We start from the raw sequence: 17672 nt of genomic DNA, 5'->3' as shown, positions 1-17672 counted from the left end.
ACTCCTCGCACCGATCACGACTAGTTCGCCTCCCTCAGCCGGCGACGCAGGTAGACGGCGAGCAGCGCCACGATGATCACGACCATGACGTTGCCGAGCGCGGCGGCGTAGCCGTAGTTGCCGTAGCGGAACGCCTCCTCGTAGGCGAAGAGCATCGGCAGCATCGTCTTGCCGCCCGGCCCGCCCGCGGTGAGCACGTAGACCAGCCCGAACGAGTTGAAGTTCCAGATGAAGTCCAGCGAGGTGATCGCCACGATCACCGGCGTCAGCGCGGGCAGCGTGACGTGCCGGAACCGGTGCCAGGCGCTGGCCCCGTCGACCGCGGCGGCCTCGTGCAGCTCGCGGGCCACCCCCTGCAGCCCGGCCAGCAGCACCACGGTGGTCTGCGGCATGCCCGCCCAGACCCCGACGATGATCACGGCGGGCAGCGCGGTGCCGAAGTCGCCGAGCCAGTTGGTCCGCAGGCCGTCCGCGCCGACCCGGTGGAAGAACTCGTTCAGCAGGCCGGCGTCCGGGTGGTAGACCAGCTTCCACAGGATGCCGACCACCACCGGGGGCATCGCCCACGGCACCACCGCCAGCACCCGGGCCACGCCCCGGAAGCGCAACTGCTGGTTCAGCAGCAGCGCCAGGCCGAGGGCGAGCACGAACTGCAGCACGGTCACCCCGAACGCCCAGAGCAGACCGATCTTGAAGGAGTTCCAGAACAGCTCGTCGCCGAGCAGCTCGCGGTAGTTCTCCAGCCCGGTGAAGGTGACCTCGACGTTGCGCCCGGCCCGGGCGTCGGTGAAGCCCAGGTACATGCCGCGCAGCAGCGGGAAGACCGACAGCACCAGGATCGGCAGCAGCGACGGGAGCAGCAGCAGGTAGATCATGGTCCGGTCGGAGCGGGACCGGCCGCCCCGACCGGGCTTTCCGGCCCGGTCGACGTCCGGCCGCTCGGCCAACGTGGTCACCGGTCCACCTCCTCGTTCACTACTGCTGGGCTGGGAAGCTCACTGCCCGTGCCCGCCGACGCCGCGCCCGCCGGGTGGGGACCCGGCACGGCGGCCCGGCTGGAGGCGCGGACAGCGAGGCTGGGCGGCACCTGCTCGCGGCGGGGCGGCAGCGCCGGGTCGGCGATCCGGGAGAGCAGCAGTTCGGCCGCCCGGCGACCGCGTTCGGCCGAGCCGAGCGAGACGCTGGACAGCTGCGGAAACATCATCTGGGCCAGTTCCGTGTCGTCCATGCCGACCACTGCCACGTCCTCGGGCACCCGGTGCCCGGCGGCCAGCAGCGCGTGCAGCGCGCCGACGGCGATCAGGTCGTTGGCGCAGATCAGCGCGTCCGGGCGGGCCCGGGCGAGCAGCCGCTCGGCGGCGCTGCGGCCGGCCGCGTACTGGAAGTCGCCGACCTCGACCAGGCGCTCGTCGAGCTCGATGCCGTGCTCGGCCAGGGCGGCCCGGAAGCCGGCGTCGCGGGCGGCGCCGGGGACGGTGTCCAGCGGGCCGTTGACGAAGCCGATCCGGCGGCGGCCGGCCGCGACCAGGTGCGCCACCGCCAGCGCGACGCCCTGCCGCGAGTCGGTACGCACGTTGTCCACCGGCGCGTCGGCGCCGAGCTGACCGATCACCACCACCGGCACCGGACTGTCCACCATGGCGGCGAGATGGTCGTCGGTGACCCGGATGGGCGAGAGGATCATGCCGTCCACGTAGCGGTTGGCCAGCCGGCGCAGCAGCGCCGTCTCGTTGTCGATCCGCCCGCCGGTCGCGTGCACCAGCAGCTGCCGCCCGGACGCGGCGACCACCGCCTCGATGGCCCGCATCATCGCCACGTACACCGGGTTGCCGATGTCCTCGACGGCGAGCGCGAGCAGGCCGGTGCGCTGGGACTGCAGGGAGCGGGCGATGGCGTTGGGCACGTAGCCGACCTCGGCGGCCGCGGCGCGTACCTTGCGGATGGTCTCCGGGCTGCCGCCGACGCCGTTGAGCACCCGCGAGGCGGAGGCGATGGAGACGCCGGCGCGGGCGGCCACCGTGTGGACGGTGGGTCGGCCGTCGGTCGACTCCTGTAAACGTTTACGACCCACGCCCGGCACCTCCACCTGATTGCTGTAAACGTTTCCGGGAGTCTGCGCCGTGCGCCGTGCCAAGGTCAAGGGCTCGTTACGAAAACGTTTCCAACCGGGTGCCGTGCCTGCGCGGACCGCCGGGTCGGCGCGGTGGGGTGTCGCCGCCGACGGCGAGACCTCCCCCGCGACCTGGGATTTCGGTGCCGGTGAATGCCGTCGGGTGGGCGCGGGGGCTCAGGAGCCGCGGTTGCGCTCCTGGGCGAGCCGTTCGTCGAGCCGGCCCAACTCGTAGATGGCGTTCAGGTTGGTGGGCAGCCGGGTGACGTTGTCGTCGACCGGCCCGGGCTCGGACTCCGCAACGGCGGCCGGCGCGGCGGGCGCGGCCGGCGCGGCCGGCGCGGCGGCGGCGGCGGGCACTACCCGGGGCCGGCCGCGGCGCAGCAGCAGCACCACCGGCACCGCCAGGGCGCCGATCGCCATGCCGAGAACCATCCACTGGAGCCGGTCGTCGTCGCCCGGTGCGGCGGGCCCGGTCAGCGGCGCCGGGTCGTCGACCGTGGCGCTGCGCCCGTCGGGCGCGGGCACCACACCCTCCCGGCCACCCGACCCCTGGCCGGCCCGCCCGGGCACCGGCACGCCGGGTGCCACGGACGCCGGGGCGGAGGTCGCCGACGACGGGACGGCGGGGGCGGGCGTCGGTGCCGACGTGGCGGAGCCGCTCGGGCCGGGCGAGACGCTCGGTGGCGGCGTGGTGCCGCCGTCACCGCCGCCCAGCAGGCCGTCGACCACGTCGCCGACGCCGCCGAGCAGCCCACCGACCAGCCCGCCGGAGTTCGACGACGAGGGCGCGGGCGTCGGCGCGGGCGCCAGGGCCAGGGTCAGGGCGAGCGCGGCGACGGCAGGCATGGATCACCTCGGAAGGGGTCGATATGTGAGCACCGTACCGCACTCCGCGTGTCCGTCGAGTGACGCCCCACCGCCGGCGGCCGGCGGGCACGGTCACGGGGGACGCCGCCGGGCGGCGTCCCCCGTGACGGGCGCAGCGATCAGGCCGGCAGACCGCCGACCTGGGTGTTGATCCACGACCGGATGGAGGGCAGGTCGCCGTAGATCGAGGGGCCGGTGGCGCAGACCGAGTTGTTGTTGCCGGACCGGCTGGTGGCGCCGATCAGGTTCCACACCCCGTTGATCCGGCGCACCTGCGGGCCGCCGGAGTCGCCGTAGCAGGCGCCGGAGTTGCCGTTGGTGTTGTTCGTGCAGATCTCGTACGGGCCGTTGATGCCGATGCAGCGGCTGTCCGACACGATCGAGGTGTCCAGCTCGTTGGCGACCGCCGGCGCGCTGCCGCAGCCGCGGGTCGGGCAGGTCTGGCCCCAGCCGATGATCCGGGTCGCCGTGCCGACCGCGCCCGAGGTGGTGGGGATGGGCGCCGGGGCGTAGCTGACCGAGCTGGCCAGTTGCAGCAGCTTGACGTCGATCGTCGGGTGGTTGACCGCCCGGGTCACCCGGACCACCGTCCCGCCGCTGGTGCGGTTGACGCTGCCCACCCGCACCGAGGTGGGCGTCGAGCAGTGCCGGGCGGTGACCGCCCAGTTGGCCTTGATCAGGGTGCCGGTGCACCCGGAGACGTAGACCATCCACGGGTAGTTCTCGGTGGCCGGGCGCCCGCCGACCACCAGCGGCGCCACGTCGCCCTCGGCGTCCGCACCGTCGGTCCAGGTGTACGACCGGGCGACGTCGGCCTCCGTCGCGGCCAGGCCGCCGGCGAAGAGCTGGTTGACCCGGCTGGCCTCGGCCGAGCTGGGGTACGCGTTGCGGCAGGAGACCGGCGCGCTGCTGCCCGACATCAGGTCCGAGCAGAGGCCGGTACGCCGGTCCGGCAGGCCGAGGATGTGACCCAGCTCGTGGCTGGCGATCCGGGTCCGGTCGTAGCCCTGGTTGACCGCCGTCCAGCCCATCCAGATCCGGCCCGAGCCCAGGCTGGTGACCTGCGCGCGCGGCCAGCCGCTGTCCACGTAGATGGTGACGTTGCCCGGCGTGCGGGCCACCAGTTGCACGTTGCTGACCCGGCTGTTCCAGATCTGTGCGGCCTGGTCGAAGTTGGTACGGAACTCACCGGCCCGGCTGGCGTCGTAGTAGACGGTGCGGACCGCCGCGGACGCGGTCGTGCCGCTGGCCACCTGGACCCCGGCCGCGGCCAGGACGGCCGTCAGCACGGCGCCCGCGGCGCGCAGCAGTTGTCGTCGGAACATCACGCACTCCCCTGTGTTCACGGCGGCAGGACCGCCGAACATCGATGTACGTGAATGTTAGATCGATCCTGGTCGATGTCCCCCATAACGGATCCGTCATACCGGGCGCGGCCGACCCACCCGGCGGCGGTACCGGGCCGGTCAGGGCAGCGGATCGGGCAGCATCGCCAGGGTCGCCGGCGCCTGCGAGTGCAGCGGGGCGGGCAGCGCGTCGCGGGTGAACCAGCCCAACCGGTCGAACTTGTGCGGCTCGCCGATCGCCACCGTCGCCGGGTCGACCCGGACGGCGAAGACCACCGCCACCCAGTGCGACGGCGGGTCGGCCCGCAGCACGTTGCGCACCCCGAGCAGGGTGACCGCCAGCGGCGTGGTCGCGTACTCCTCGGCGACCTCCCGGCCGACCGCCGCCTCGAACGTCTCGCCGAACTCCAGCGCGCCCGCGCCGGTGTCCCAGGTGCCCGGCTCGTCGCGGGCACCGGCCGCGCGCCGGGCCAGCAGCAGCCGGCCCGCGCCGTCGTGGCAGACGAACACGCAGGAGACCTGGGGCGTACGCCCGGTCATGGGTCGCCTCCCGTGAGGTGTCAGGGTGCGGCGGCGACCAGCGCCTCCGCCGCGGTCGTCCGGGCGTAGAGCACGAACCGGCCGGCGCGGTGGGCGCCGACCAGACCCGCCGCGCGCAACGCACCGAGGTGTGCCGACACCGTACCCGGGGTCAGCCCGCACCGTTCGGCCAGTTCCGTGGTCGACGTCGGCACGGCCAACTCGTGCAGCAGCGCGGCCCGGGTCCGGCCGAGCACCCGGGCCAGCCGCGACCGTGCGGGCCCGGGGCCCGCTCCCAGAGCGTGGCGACCGCGCGGGCCGGGTAGCGCAGCACCGGTTGGCCGGGCGAGCCGAAGTTGGACCAGACCCGGGGGCCGCAGAAGACCGACGGGACCAGCAGCAGCCCCCGCCCGTCGAGGTGTACCGCGCCGGAGACGACCAGGTGGTCGACGTGCAGCGTGTCGCCCTCCAGGCGGACGTACGGGTCGAGGTGGTTGAGCAGTCCGGCCACCCCGTCGCTGGCCATCCGCTGCGCGCCCAGCAGCACCTCCCGCTCCAGCAGCGTGCGCATCCGCGGCCAGTACGGCCCGATCACCGCGTCGGCGTACGCCCGCACCACCCCGGCCAGCCGGGCCAGCCCGGCGGGCGGGTCGTCGTACAGCTCGGCCAGCCGCGCCGACCGCGGCCCGGCGCCCAGCTCGGCCCGGACGGCCTCGGCCGGGGTGGCGGCGAGGGTGGCCAGCTCCACGTCGAGGGTCGGCTGGGAGGTCGATGGGGGCGGGCAGAGGAAGCTCGGCACCACCCCGGTCAGCACCGGCACCAGGTCGGCCAGGAGCCGCCAGTCCACACCGGCCAGCCGTGGCCGGGCCCGCTCGGCCCAGGGCAGGTGCTCCGGGAACCGGTGTGGTTGCCGGATGACCCGGACGCTGGCCACCACCTCCCAGAGCGGCGACACGGCGAACCGGGTGGTCGCGAGGTCGCGGGCGGCCAACCCGACCAGCATCATCGGCGCCTCCGTGGATTTGGCGGAGACCAAATCTATCGCCCGCGGCGCGAGGCCTCGGCACGGTGGTCGGCATGCTCACCGCTCCTGCCGCCCCGCCCGCCGGCCGCCACGGGACCGGCCGCTGGCCCCGCCCGTTCCGGCTGCTCTACGCCGGCGCGCTCGTCCACGACCTCGGCTTCCAGGTCGGCCAGTTGGCCGTACCGGTGCTCGCCGTCGCCCTGCTGGCCGCCACCCCCGGCCAGGTGGGGCTGCTCGGCGCGCTGAGCACCGCCGCGTTCCTGCTGATCGGCCTGCCGGCCGGCGTCTGGGTCGACCGGCTGCCCCGGCGCACGGTGCTGGTCACCGCGAACCTGACCCGGGCCGCGCTGGTGGGTTCCGTGCCGCTGGCCTGGTGGGCCGGCTGGCTGAGCATCGAGCAGCTCTACCTGGTGGTGCTGCTGACCGGCGTCGGCACGGTCTTCGCCGACATCGCGGCGCAGAGCTACCTGCCGGAGCTGGTCGGCCGGGACCGCCTGGTCGCGGCGAACTCCCTGCTGGCGGGCACCAGTGCCACCCTGCAGATCGCCGGACGAGGGCTCGGCGGGCTGGCCGTGCAGGCGCTCACCGCGCCGGTGGCGATCGTGGCGGACGCGGTCGCCTTCGCGCTCTCCGCGGTCATCCTGCGACGGATCCCGGCCGGCCCGCCCCGCGAGCCGTCCCGGCAGTCGGCCGGCGGGTTCGGCCGGCAGCTCGGCGCCGGTGTCCGGCACGTGTTCGGCAACCCGCTGCTGCGCCCGCTCGCCGTCTCCACCGCCGGCATCAACCTCACCATGCAGCTGACCACCACGATGCTCCCGGTGGTGTTCCTGCGCGAGCTGAACCTGGGCCCCGCCGCCCTCGGCCTGTTCCTCGGCCTCGGCGGGGTCGGTGCGCTGCTCGGCGCGCTCACCGCCCGGCCGCTGGCCGAGCGGATCGGTCACGGCCGCGCGCTGTGGCTGCCCGGCGTGCTCGTCGCGCCGCTCGGCGGGCTGGTCGCGCTGATCGACGGCGGGGCGCTGCTCTGGCTGGCCGGCGTCGGGTGGACGGCCCTGGCCTGGCGCACCGGGGTGGGCAACGTGATCGGGGTGAGCCTGCGCCAGGGCAGCACCCCGGACCCGCTGCTCGGGCGGATGAACGCCACCTTCCGGTTCCTGCTCACCGGGGCGCTCACCGTCGGCGCGGTCGCCGCCGGCCTGCTCGGCCAGTACGCCGACGTGCGCACCTCGCTGGTCGTCGGCGCCGTCGCCAACGGCCTGACCTGGCTGCCGGTCTACTGCTCGCCGTTGCGCACGCTGCGCCGGCCGCCGGAATCCGACCCGGACGCCTGACCACGGCACCTGTTACCCGGGCGTTACGCCACGGCGAAGTCGCTGTGGCGGACCGGGCCGACGGTGGACGCCGAGGCCACCGGCGACGAGGCCGACCGGGGTGGCCCGAACGGGAACGACCCGGAGGGGGAAGACGATGAGGATCAGGAGCGCGCTCACGGCGCTGGTGGTCGTGCTCGGCGGGCTGGTCGCCGGCGCGGGCACCGGCACCGCGGCGACCACCACCACCGCCGCGGCGACCGGGTCGCCGTACTGCGGGATCACCTGGGGCAGCGGGGCGAAGTCGGCCGGCACGCTGAGCACCGCCCCGCTGGTCGAGGTACGCACCGGCCGGCACGACTGCTACGACCGGGTGGTGTTCGAGTTCGCCGGGGCGGTGACCGGCTACACGGTCACCTACGGCGAGACCTGGACCGAGGGCGAGGGGCTGCCGCTGTCGCCGTACACCGCCGGGGACGAGCTGCTGCGGGTCTCGCTCCAGGCGCCGGCGTACGACGACGAGCACGTGGCCACCGTGCCGTACCGGGTCGGCGAGCACGCGGCCAACGTGCTGCGCTACCGGACCCTGCGGGACGTGGTCTTCGGGGGCAGCTTCGAGGGCTACACCACGTTCGCCGTCGGGGTGCGGGCCCGGCTGCCGTTCCGGGTGTTCGTGCTCAGCGGCCCCGGCACGCACAGCCGGATCGTGCTCGACGTCGCCCACCAGTGGCAGCAGTGAGCGAGCCGCACGGTGGAGGGCCCGGCGTCGCCCGGGCCCTCCACATCGTCCGTTGCGGCAGGTCGGCGCCGGGTCGCGGCGGGACTAGTCTCGGATGATGGAGGGCCACGTGCTGGTGGTCGAGGACGACGCCTCCATCCGGGAGGTCACCGCCCTGGGGCTGCGCCGTGCCGGATTCCGGGTCAGCACCGCCGTCGACGGCCGCGAGGCGCTCGCGGCGTGGCGGGCCCGGCCGGTCGACCTGATCGTGCTCGACGTCATGCTGCCCGGTCTGGACGGCTTCGAGGTGTGCCGGGAGATCCGCCGCACCAGCCAGGTGCCCGTCCTGATGCTGACCGCCCGCACCGACACCATCGACGTGGTGGTGGGCCTGGAGTCCGGCGCCGACGACTACCTGCGCAAGCCGTTCGACCTGCCGGAGCTGGTGGCGCGGGTCCGGTCGGTGCTGCGCCGGGCCACCGCGCCGGTGGCCCCGGAGGTGTTCACCGTCGGCGGGCTGGAGATCGACCCGGCCAGTTTCGTCGCCCGCAAGGGCGGCCGGGACCTGCCGCTGACCGCCACCGAGTTCCGGCTGCTGCTGGAGCTGGCCCGCCGGCCGGGGCAGGTCTTCACCCGCGAGCTGCTGCTGGAGCGGGTGTGGAACCACAGCTACCTCGGCGACAGCCGGCTGGTCGACGTGGCGGTGCAACGGCTGCGGGCCAAGGTCGAGGACGATCCGGCCCACCCGCGGCTGGTCCGCACCGTCCGCGGCGCCGGCTACAAGCTGTCCACGGCGTGAGAGAGGAGGCGCTGATGGCCACCGACGCCGTCGCACCGGGCCGCCTGCGCCGCCGCCTCATGATCGCGTTCGTGCTGGTCGCCGGGGTCTCCGCCGGAGTGCTCGCGGGCGGCTCGTACCTGCTGCTGCGGCAGGCCCGCCTGGACGGCTCGCTGCACCAGGCCGCCGCCGACGCCCGCTACCAACTGGTGCTCGCCGGGCAGTTCCTGCCGCTGACCGACCAGCGCCGCGCCGACCTGCTGGCCAGCTTCGAGAACAGCGGCCGGCACGTGGTGCTGGTGGCCGGCGAACCGCAGCCGTCCAACCCGGTGTACGCGCCGGCGCTCGGCGCGCAGCTGCGGGCCACCGTGGCGGCCGGCCAGCTCGGCTACGAACGCTCCGCGCCCGACGCCCGCCCCCGGCTGCTGGTGGTCGGCGGCCGGATCCCCGGCTCGACCGCCGAGCTGTACGTGGTCACCGTCGAGGACGCGGTCGTCGCCGACCTCGACCAGCTCCGCACCGCGCTGCTGGCCGGCTGGGTGCTGGTGGTGCTGCTCGCCGCCGGGGTCGGGCACAGTCTGGCCCGCCGGACCCTGGAACCGGTGGGCCGGGCCAGCCGGGCCGCCCGCGCCATCACCGAAGGGCTGCTCGCCACCCGGCTGCCCGTCCGCGGCCGCGACGAGTTCAGCGCCTGGGCCGCCTCGTTCAACGAGATGGCCGAGGCGCTGGAGTCGAAGATCGAGGCGCTGTCCCGCGCCCAGGCGCGGGAGCGGCGGTTCACCGCCGACGTCGCGCACGAACTGCGTACCCCGGTCACCGCCCTGGTGGCCGCGGCCTCGCTGCTGCGCGACCACCTGGACCAGCTGCCCGGCGACGCCCGGCGCGCGGCCGAACTGCTGGTCACCGACGTGGTCCGGCTACGCCGACTGGTGGAGGACCTGATGGAGATCTCCCGGCTCGACGCCGGCCAGGAGCCGGTCTCCGTCCGCCCGGTCGACCCGCCCGCCCTGCTCGACGCCATCGTCTCCGCGCGCGGCTGGCGGGACCGGGTCAGCGTCGCCGCCGAGCCGGTCGAGCTGTGCACCGACCCGCGGCGGCTGGAACGGGTGCTGGCCAACCTGATCGCCAACGCGGTCGAACACGGCGGCGGCGAGATCCGGGCCGCCGTCCGCCGAGCCGGGCCGCTCGTCGAGTTCGAGGTCACCGACCAGGGGCCGGGCATCCCCGCCGAGCACCTGCCGCGGCTCTTCGACCGGTTCTACAAGGTCGACCCGGCGCGCGCCGGCCGGGGCAGCGGACTCGGGCTGGCCATCGCCCGGGAGAACGCCCGGCTGCTCGGCGGCCGGCTGTCCGTACACAGCGAACCCGGCCGCGGCACCCGGTTCCGGCTGGAACTGCCCGCCACCGGGCCGGTCGGTGGGGGCGGGACCGGGCTTTCTGACCCGCCCCCCGATCCCGCCGACGCCAGCGCCCGTCCGGCAGCACAGCCCGGCGGTGCCCGATGACCCGCCCCGCCGCCCGGCACCCGGCCGGCCGCGCCCCGCTGGCCAGCAGCGGCGCCGCGCTGGCGGTCGTCCTGTGCCTGCTCGCCGGCTGCGCCGACCCGCGCGGCGGCTCGCTCGGCCCGGCGCCCACCGCGGCGTCGCCGGCCAGCACCGCGCCCACCGGCCCGACCCCGCCACCCACCCCGGCGGACACCGGCTCGCCGCCGGCCACGCCGGCGACCCGCACCGCATCCCCGAGCACCGGCGCCACCCCCCGCCCGCAGAACCTCACCATGGAGCTGTGGTACGTCCGCGACGGGCGGATCACCCCGACCCGGCGCACCAGGCCGGCCACCCTGGCCACCTCCCGGCTGGCGTTGACCGAACTCGCCGCCGGGCCGACCACGGCGGAGGCCGCCACCGGCATGAGCACCCTGCTGCCGGCCGGCGTCGAGGTCACCCGGATCGCCGACGGCGTCGCCACCCTCCCCCCGCTGCCGGCCGGGGCGGCGGCGACCCGGCGACTGCGCGAGGCCCAGGTCGTCTACACCCTCACCCAGTTCCCCAGCGTGCGGCGGGTCCGGTTCGGCACCGGCGACCCGGTCGACCGCGCCACCTACGCCGACCTGCTCCCGGCGATCGTGGTGACCGGCCCCGTCGTCGGCCAGCGGGTCACCTCCCCGGTCACCGTCACCGGCACCGCCGACGTGTTCGAGGCGACCGTCAGCGTCCGGATCCTCGACGCCACCGGTCGGGAACTGGCGACCACCTTCACGACCGCCACCTGCGGCACCGGCTGCCGCGGTGACTACCGGGTCGGCGTCCGCTACCGGCTGGCCCGGGAACAGGTCGGCACCGTCGAGGTGTACGAGGTATCCCCCGCGGACGGCAGCCGTACCAAGGTGGTCGCGGTGCCGGTGACGCTCGCCGCCACCGGCCGCTGACCGCCTCCCGGCGTCGCACGCGCCACGACGGACCGATGAGGTCTCGACCGTCGCGGCGGCCAACCGGGGTGGACGGCCAAGATCGGCGCTGCCATGATCCCCCGCGTGAATGTCGATTCGCGTGCCGTGGCCGACAGGCGCCCTGAGACCAGGGGCAACGGCCGGCGCTGGGCGGTGCTTGTCGTGGCTTCTCTCGGGCTGGTGCTGCTGGCCGCCGCCCAGTACCGTCCCTGGGTCAGCGTCCGCGAGGTCATCGGCGTACTCTCACCGGGAGCCGGCGCCTCGGAGCAGACGTACACCCTTTCCGACCTGGCCAACGATCGTGTCTCGCTGTACTCCGGATGGGCACTGCTCGTGACCCTGCTCGCGGTTCGGTGGGCCAGGCCCGAATGGCGTCGACGCCTACACCCCATCGCCGTGGTGGTGGTCGGCGCCCTGATGTTCCTGACCTTCGATTCGGCGCAGTCCGCACTGGATCTCTACGGCTATGGCAACGCCCATCCGCAAGCGCGGCTGGCTAGCGGCGCATGGCTCGCCGTGTTCGGGACTCTGCTGCTCGGTGCCGCGGCGACGGTCCTCCAAATCCCCGCTCCAGGCAGCGCCGAGTCCGCCAGCACCGCGTCGCAGTCCGGCCCGCCACCGCTACCATCTGTGGCTTCCCAGGATCCACCGGTGCCGGCAGAGGCGGGACGCGGATGGTCAGAGCGACCAGTTCAGGTGTCGTGGTGGCGTCGTCCTGGCCCTCTCGCCATCGCCACCAGCGCAGTGGTGACGGTGACGCTGCTATCGGTCGCCGCGGTGTGGTTGGCGTTCAATCGGCCGACTCCGTCTCGTCAGCACGACATGGACCTCGGTGATCTCGTCATCGCTGCTCCTGCATCAGCGACCCCCGATCCATTACCCCCCAGCACGAACGCGCAACTGCACCTGCAGCACGCCCACCAACCCTCCGCACCGTCGATGAGTGCGCTCCAGGTGCTGACAGCCCGGCGTCAACTGACCGCCGGCTGGGCCTATCCCGACGGCACCACGGTGACCGTGGCCCTGCTGCAGTTCGAGTCTGACCAGGCGGCAGCGGAGTTCTTCAGCGCCTACAGCAACGAAGCCGCCGCCACTGTCGGCTTGGCCCGAACTGCTGAGGTGCCTGGAGTCAACTCCGCGAAGGCATTCGTTCAGCCGGGCCTTGACCCCAAGGGTCGGCAGCTCCAGCAGGCCGTCGCGTACCGGGACGACATCGCATTTCTCATCACCGAGACGAGGCGGCAGCCAACGACCCTGGCTCATCTCCACACGCTCACCCTGGACCAGTACGAGCGTCTACCTTCCCGGAGGTGAGCGCGCGCCTTACCAGCCCCCACGGGCCGCCCGGCGCGCTCGCGCCGGGCGGCGTACGACGTGCCCCGGCCAGGATTCGAACCTGGACCCTCCGGATTCGTAGACCGGCGCGCTCTCCGTTGCGCCACCGGGGCGTGCGGACCGGCGCCCCCAACCCCCCGGGGCGCCGGCCTGCGGTCATCCCTTCACGCAGACCACCTGCTTGAGGTGCGCCACCACCTCGACCAGGTCCTCCTGCTGCGCCATCACCTCGGTGATGTCCTTGTACGCGCCGGGGATCTCGTCGACCACCCCGGCGTCCTTGCGGCACTCCACCCCCGCGGTCTGCGCCGCCAGGTCGGCCGTGCTGAAGGTCCGCTTGGCCTGCGCCCGGGACATCCGCCGCCCGGCCCCGTGCGAGGCCGAGCAGTACGCGTCCGGGTTGCCCTTGCCGCGCACGATGTACGACCCGGTGCCCATCGACCCCGGGATGATGCCCAGGTCCCCCCGACCGGCCCGGATCGCGCCCTTGCGGGTCACCAGCACGTCCACCCCCCCGTAGCTCTCCTCCGCCACGTAGTTGTGGTGGCAGGAGATCGGCTCGTCGTAGCCGACCTGCGGGAACCGGTCGCGGACCACCTGGCAGAGCAGGGCGAGCATCACGGCCCGGTTGCGCCGCGCGTACTCCTGCGCCCAGAACAGGTCCCGCCGGTAGGCCGCCATCTCCGGCGTGCCGGCGAGGAAGACCGCGAGGTCCCGGTCGGGCAGGTCGGCGTTGTGCGGGAGCCGGCGGGCCACCCCGATGTGCCGCTCGGCCAGTTCCTTGCCGATGTTGCGGGACCCGGAGTGCAGCATCAGCCAGACCCGGCCGTCGTCGGCGCCACCCTGCTCCAGGCAGACCTCGATGAAGTGGTTGCCGCCGCCGAGCGTGCCCAGCTGCCGCTGGGCCCGGGTCTCCAGCTGGGCGACCCGCTTGTCGAGGTCGGCGAAGCCGCGCCAGAACGCGTCCCAGCCGGCCTGCTCCAGGCCGCGCACCCGGCGCGGGTCGACGGCGGTGTCCCGCTGGGCGAAGCCGACCGGGATCGCCGCCTCGATCGCCGAACGCAGCCCGGCCAGGTCGTCGGGCAGGTCGGCCGCGGTGAGCGAGGTACGCACCGCGGACATCCCGCAGCCGATGTCCACGCCGACCGCGGCCGGCGAGACCGCCTGCCGCATGGCGATCACCGAACCGACGGTGGCGCCCTTGCCGAAGTGCACGTCCGGCATGACCGCGACGCCCTCCACCCAGGGGAGCGCGCCGATGTTGCGCAGCTGCCGCGCGGCCTGCGGCTCGATGCCGTACGGGTCGGTCCAGACCCGGACCGGCGCGCGGGTGCCCGCGAGCGTGCTGAACGTCATCGTCGTCTCCTCGTGTCGTCTGGTCGCCACCGTCTCCCGGTTTGACCGAAAGTGATCGTGGACCGCCCGGGCATCGAACCCGGCGGGAGTGGCGTGCAAAGCCGCTCCGCGCCCAGCGTGCGGCCCGTGCCGGGCGAGGTGCCCGACGGTCGAGCGGTTGGCCGGATTCGAACCGGCGATCTTCACCGTGGCGAGGTGACGCGCTGCCAGACTGCGCTACAACCGCGGGTGGCGGGCGACGCCGTGCGGCGTCGCCACGTAGGCCGTACGGGGTTCGAACCCGTGACCTCCCGGCTGAGAACCGGGGTGAGCTTCCGTTGCTCCAACGGCCCGTGCCGGGACGGGCTCGCCGCCCGTCCCGCCGTCCGGGACCGGGGAATCGAACCCCGTGTCTCTCGCGCCCAAGGCGAGCGGGTCAGCCAGCTCCCTCGTCCCGGTGGTGTGCCGCTCCCGGCCGGACCGGGGGGCGGCGACTCGTGCCGTCCGCTGTGGAGTTGAGAAGGATCGACGGTCCCGGCGAGCCCGGAACGCGGAGGTACGGTCGGGGAACGAAAAAGCCGCCCGGCCCCGGCGGGGTGGGCGGCTGCGCGATTCGCGCCGGCGCTAGTCGCGCCACCGCCCCGGTCGCCGGCCCCGCCGACACTGACCCTGGGCGCCCTCGCCCGCGGGCCGCAGGGCACCACCACGCGGCGACAGCCACGTGGGGTAGGTGCGGTTGCGCTGCGACACGGCGTGCTCCAAACGGGATCGTGCGGTTCGGTTGACCTTGCGACATGGACAGTAGGCGTGTCCGCGGTTGACCGCAATTGATATTCGACGGCGTGGGGATCACGACCCGTCGCGCCGCCCGGCGACCCGACGGACGACCGCCAGCAGATACCTCCGGCGGTCCGTCGGGTCGTGGTCCGAGCGGTCCCGCACCGGCACCGGGCCGCGTACCGGGCGGTGGTGGTCGAACGCGGACTCCAGCATCCCCTCGCCCCGGGTCACCGCCGGCAGCCGCTGCTCCAGCGCGTGCACCCGCCCGGCGGGGATGTCCCCGACCACCACGTACGCGGCGCCCTGGGCGGTGGTCTGCCGGGGCACCGCGTCCAGCCCGGCCAGCACCGGCAGCACCGCGCCGAGCACGTCGCCGGGCACCTCCAGCCGGAAGCGGTGCATCGGCTCCGCCACCCGGGTGGCGGCCTGCCGCAACCCGGCACCGCGATGGGCTACGGTCGGGCACCGTGGCCCTGATGCGTGTCGACTTCTACTCCGAGGTGCTCACCCTCAGCACGTCGATGACGGTGATCCTCCCGCAGCGCACCACCTCGCAGATCGGCATGGCCGGCGGCGTCACCGCCGGCGACCCGCCGGTGCTGTACCTGCTGCACGGCCTGACCGACGACGACACCATCTGGTTGCGCCGCACCTCGATCGAGCGGTACGTCGCCCCGCTCGGCCTGGCGGTGGTGATGCCCCAGGTGTCGCGCAGCTTCTACACCGACGAGGAGCACGGCAACCGGTACTGGACGTTCCTCAGCTCCGAGCTGCCGCAGGTCTGTTCGTCGTTCTTCCGGCTGTCGCAGCGGCGGGAGGACACCTTCGTCGCCGGGCTGTCGATGGGCGGCTACGGCGCGGTGAAGTGGGCGCTGCGTGAGCCGGGCCGGTTCGCCGCGGCGGCCAGCCTCTCCGGCGCGCTGGACGTGGCGACCCGGCGGCACCACCCGACCAGCCCGCTGGACCCGGCGGTCTGGCACACCGTCTTCGGCGAGCGCCAGGTGACCGGCACCGAGGACGACACGATCGCGCTGCTCGACCGGTACGGCGACGACGGCGCCGAGGCACCCGCGCTCTACCTCGCGTGCGGCACGGAGGACTTCCTCTACGAGGACAACGTCCACTTCGTCGAGACGGCCCGGCGGCGCGGGGTGCCGCTCACCGTGGACTTCTCCCCCGGCGCCCACGACTGGGGGTACTGGGACGCGAAGATCCAGGACGTGCTGGCCTGGTTGCCGCTGCGCGGGTGACGGCGCCGGGCGGGCTCACCCGACCGAGGCGCGGGCCACCGGGGCGTCGAAGTAGGTGTCCGGGTAGGGCTCGTCGCGGTAGCGGTAGTGCCACCACTCGCGGTCGTAGTTGACGAAGCCGGCGTCGGTCATCAGCCGCTCGAGCAGCCGCCGGTTCTCCCGGGCGACCCCGGTGACGCGGGGGGCGTCGGTGTGCGCGAGCGGGTCGAAGCAGTCGAACCCGGTGCCCATGTCCACGCTGTTGTCGGCGTACCGCTGGCCCACCGGCGCGGTGCAGGAGACCAGCGGCTGGCCCGGTGCGTACGGGGGCTGGCTGGGGGTGGGGACGTCGACCAGGGTCAGGTCGAGGGTGCTGCCCCGGCTGTGCGCGGTGGGCGCCCCCAGGTAGCCCTGGTCGAACAGCGCCGACTTCGCCACCCGGGGATAGAACTCCCCCTTCATCTGCTGCTCGCCCGGCCGCTTCGCCCAGGCGACGAAGTCGTCGACGGCCGGCTGGGGGCGGTAGCAGTCGTACACCTTGAGGCTGTGCCCGCCGGCCAGCGCGGCGTCCTGGGCGCGGCGCAGCGCCTCCGCGGCCTCCCGGGTGAGCAGGCAGAGCGGTTCCCGGTAACCGGCGATCGGCCGGCCGACGAAGTTGTGCGGGCCGGCGTAGCGCAGGTCGGTCAGGATGCGCGGGTCGACGTCGGAGAGCACCACGAAGCCGGGCAGGCGGGGCGCCTCGGTCGGGGCCGGCGGCCGGCTCCGCGCCGGCTCCGGCGCGGGCCGGTCGCAGCCGGCGACGGTCGCGGCGAGCAGCCCGACCACCGCGACCACCGCGGCCGCCGACCTGCCTGGCCTGGTCACACCTCCTGTGTATCAGGCCCCGCGGCGGCCGGAACCCGGTCCGGCGACAGGTGGCCGCGCAGGAAGCGCAGGGCGGCCTCGTCGTCGTCGATCCCGCCGGCCTCGTGGCCGTTGTACCGCCAGACCGACACCTCCGCCGGCCCACGGTAGGCGTTGACCGCCGCGAAGACGGTCGACGGTGGCACGATCTCGTCCATCAGCGCGACGGAGAACCGGGCCGGCACCTCGGCGCGGCGGGCGAAGTTGACGCCGTCGACGTAGCCGAGGGTGGCCAGCACCCGCTCCTCGGCGTGCCGGTGGATGGCCAGGTAGTCGCGGATCTCCCGGTACGGCCGGGCGTCGGTGACCAGCACGGCGCGCGGGATGTCGGACAGGAACGGCACGCCGGCCACCAGGGCCGCCAGGTCGGGCACCAGGGCGGCGACGGCGAGCGCCACCCCGCCACCCTGGCTGTGCCCGAGGACGGCGACCCGCGCCGGGTCGACCGCCGGCAGGGTACGGACGGCGTCGACCGCCCGGACCCCGTCGGCGATCAGCCGCCGGTAGTAGTAGGTGCGCGGGTCCTCGATCCCCCGGGTGGTCACGCCGGGCGCCTCCGGGCCGGCGGCGGCCGGGTCCGGGGTGTCCCCCCGGCTCCAGCCCGACCCCTGCCCCCGGGTGTCCATCTGCAAATGCGCGAAGCCGGCCGACGCCCACAACAGGTTCTCCAGCGGGTGCCCCCGGCCGCCGCCGTAGCCGGCGTACTGGACCACGGTGGGCAGCGGCCGCCGGGCGTGCCGGGGCAGCCGCAGCCAGGCCCGCACCGGCTGACCCGCGTAGCCGGCGAAGGTGACGTCGAGGACGTCGACCGTGGCCAGGCCGGTCTCCACCGGCGCGGTCCGCGCCGGCCACCCGCGGTCGCGGGTCTCGGCGAGCGTGTCGGCCCAGAACCGGTCGAAGTCGCCCGGCGCCCGCACCTCGCTGCGGTACGCCCGTAGCTGCTCCTCCGGCAGGTCGGTGAGGACCATC

The 17672-nt window shown here is 74.5% G+C and carries 18 protein-coding genes, 4 tRNA genes and 1 pseudogene; 7 read left to right on the top strand and 16 right to left on the bottom strand.

Translation table 11 applies throughout. The annotated features are described in order from the left end of the window. Window positions 1–20: 20 nt before the first annotated feature. The 8 genes and pseudogenes from SM577_RS20435 to SM577_RS20400 all read right to left on the bottom strand — a co-directional run bounded on the left by SM577_RS20435 (window position 21) and on the right by SM577_RS20400 (window position 5851). Complete coding sequence (locus SM577_RS20435) at window positions 21–956, bottom strand: carbohydrate ABC transporter permease (protein WP_302921408.1); 936 nt, start codon at window positions 954–956, stop codon at window positions 21–23. After that, window positions 953–2071 (bottom strand): LacI family DNA-binding transcriptional regulator, encoded by a 1119-nt coding sequence (locus SM577_RS20430; RefSeq protein WP_474587727.1) that lies wholly within the window; start codon window positions 2069–2071, stop codon window positions 953–955. Before SM577_RS20430 ends, SM577_RS20435 begins: the two co-directional genes overlap by 4 nt. A gap of 216 nt (window positions 2072–2287) precedes the next feature. Then, window positions 2288–2959, bottom strand: a complete 672-nt coding sequence (locus SM577_RS20425) for a hypothetical protein (protein ID WP_474587726.1) — start codon at window positions 2957–2959, stop codon at window positions 2288–2290. Window positions 2960–3099: 140 nt separating this feature from the next. Further along, a complete protein-coding gene (locus SM577_RS20420; protein WP_474579731.1) occupies window positions 3100–3810 on the bottom strand; it encodes a S1 family peptidase in 711 nt (236 codons plus the stop codon). 12 nt (window positions 3811–3822) lie between these two features. Next, a pseudogene (locus SM577_RS20415) lies at window positions 3823–4305 on the bottom strand (snapalysin family zinc-dependent metalloprotease); the annotation flags it as partial. A gap of 141 nt (window positions 4306–4446) precedes the next feature. After that, complete coding sequence (locus SM577_RS20410; RefSeq protein ID WP_302921403.1) at window positions 4447–4866, bottom strand: NUDIX domain-containing protein; 420 nt, start codon at window positions 4864–4866, stop codon at window positions 4447–4449. Between the two features lie 20 nt (window positions 4867–4886). Beyond that, complete coding sequence (locus tag SM577_RS20405) at window positions 4887–5060, bottom strand: ArsR/SmtB family transcription factor (RefSeq protein WP_474587725.1); 174 nt, start codon at window positions 5058–5060, stop codon at window positions 4887–4889. Then, window positions 5018–5851, bottom strand: coding sequence for a DUF5937 family protein (locus tag SM577_RS20400; protein ID WP_474587724.1), 834 nt, complete (start codon window positions 5849–5851; stop codon window positions 5018–5020). Before SM577_RS20400 ends, SM577_RS20405 begins: the two co-directional genes overlap by 43 nt. Window positions 5852–5922: 71 nt before the next feature. Here SM577_RS20400 and SM577_RS20395 point away from each other — a divergent pair, with 71 nt between their 5' ends. The 6 genes from SM577_RS20395 (at window position 5923) to SM577_RS20370 (ending at window position 12435) form a co-directional block, all read left to right on the top strand. Continuing rightward, window positions 5923–7197, top strand: a complete 1275-nt coding sequence (locus SM577_RS20395; protein WP_474587723.1) for an MFS transporter — start codon at window positions 5923–5925, stop codon at window positions 7195–7197. Between the two features lie 136 nt (window positions 7198–7333). After that, a complete protein-coding gene (locus SM577_RS20390) occupies window positions 7334–7915 on the top strand; it encodes an AMIN-like domain-containing (lipo)protein (protein WP_302921399.1) in 582 nt (193 codons plus the stop codon). Window positions 7916–8012: 97 nt separating this feature from the next. Then, a complete protein-coding gene (locus tag SM577_RS20385) occupies window positions 8013–8693 on the top strand; it encodes a response regulator transcription factor (protein ID WP_302921398.1) in 681 nt (226 codons plus the stop codon). Window positions 8694–8707: 14 nt separating this feature from the next. Beyond that, a complete protein-coding gene (locus SM577_RS20380; RefSeq protein WP_302921397.1) occupies window positions 8708–10177 on the top strand; it encodes a sensor histidine kinase in 1470 nt (489 codons plus the stop codon). Then, on the top strand, window positions 10174–11100 hold the full coding sequence (locus SM577_RS20375; protein ID WP_474587722.1) for a Gmad2 immunoglobulin-like domain-containing protein: 927 nt from the start codon (window positions 10174–10176) through the stop codon (window positions 11098–11100). Before SM577_RS20380 ends, SM577_RS20375 begins: the two co-directional genes overlap by 4 nt. Before the next feature lie 105 nt (window positions 11101–11205). After that, entirely contained in the window at window positions 11206–12435 is a 1230-nt protein-coding gene (locus SM577_RS20370) for a hypothetical protein (RefSeq protein ID WP_474587721.1), read from the top strand. A 61-nt stretch (window positions 12436–12496) separates the two neighbouring features. On the opposite strand, the gene SM577_RS20365 is transcribed toward SM577_RS20370, so the two are convergent. The 6 genes from SM577_RS20365 to SM577_RS20340 all read right to left on the bottom strand — a co-directional run bounded on the left by SM577_RS20365 (window position 12497) and on the right by SM577_RS20340 (window position 15006). After that, window positions 12497–12569 (bottom strand) — tRNA-Arg (locus SM577_RS20365). 43 nt (window positions 12570–12612) lie between these two features. Then, complete coding sequence (locus tag SM577_RS20360; RefSeq protein WP_302921394.1) at window positions 12613–13812, bottom strand: RtcB family protein; 1200 nt, start codon at window positions 13810–13812, stop codon at window positions 12613–12615. A 152-nt stretch (window positions 13813–13964) separates the two neighbouring features. Next, window positions 13965–14038 (bottom strand) — tRNA-Gly (locus SM577_RS20355). Between the two features lie 33 nt (window positions 14039–14071). Beyond that, window positions 14072–14144, bottom strand: a tRNA-Glu gene (locus tag SM577_RS20350). 32 nt (window positions 14145–14176) lie between these two features. Beyond that, window positions 14177–14249 (bottom strand) — tRNA-Pro (locus tag SM577_RS20345). A 391-nt stretch (window positions 14250–14640) separates the two neighbouring features. Next, window positions 14641–15006 (bottom strand): hypothetical protein, encoded by a 366-nt coding sequence (locus SM577_RS20340; protein ID WP_474587720.1) that lies wholly within the window; start codon window positions 15004–15006, stop codon window positions 14641–14643. A 32-nt stretch (window positions 15007–15038) separates the two neighbouring features. Here SM577_RS20340 and SM577_RS20335 point away from each other — a divergent pair, with 32 nt between their 5' ends. Continuing rightward, window positions 15039–15821, top strand: a complete 783-nt coding sequence (locus SM577_RS20335; RefSeq protein ID WP_474587719.1) for an alpha/beta hydrolase — start codon at window positions 15039–15041, stop codon at window positions 15819–15821. A 15-nt stretch (window positions 15822–15836) separates the two neighbouring features. Here SM577_RS20335 and SM577_RS20330 read toward each other — a convergent pair whose 3' ends face one another. Together SM577_RS20330 and SM577_RS20325 are read right to left on the bottom strand one after the other, a co-directional pair. Beyond that, the gene (locus SM577_RS20330; RefSeq protein ID WP_474587718.1) at window positions 15837–16664 is read right to left on the bottom strand and encodes a M15 family metallopeptidase; all 828 of its coding nucleotides are present in this window, start codon (window positions 16662–16664) and stop codon (window positions 15837–15839) included. Next, entirely contained in the window at window positions 16661–17671 is a 1011-nt protein-coding gene (locus SM577_RS20325) for an acetylxylan esterase (protein WP_302921390.1), read from the bottom strand. Before SM577_RS20325 ends, SM577_RS20330 begins: the two co-directional genes overlap by 4 nt. Window position 17672 lies beyond the last annotated feature (1 nt).

It is taken from the genome of Micromonospora desertarenae (assembly GCF_056150265.1).
This window is presented reverse-complemented; position numbering and strand designations above follow the sequence as displayed.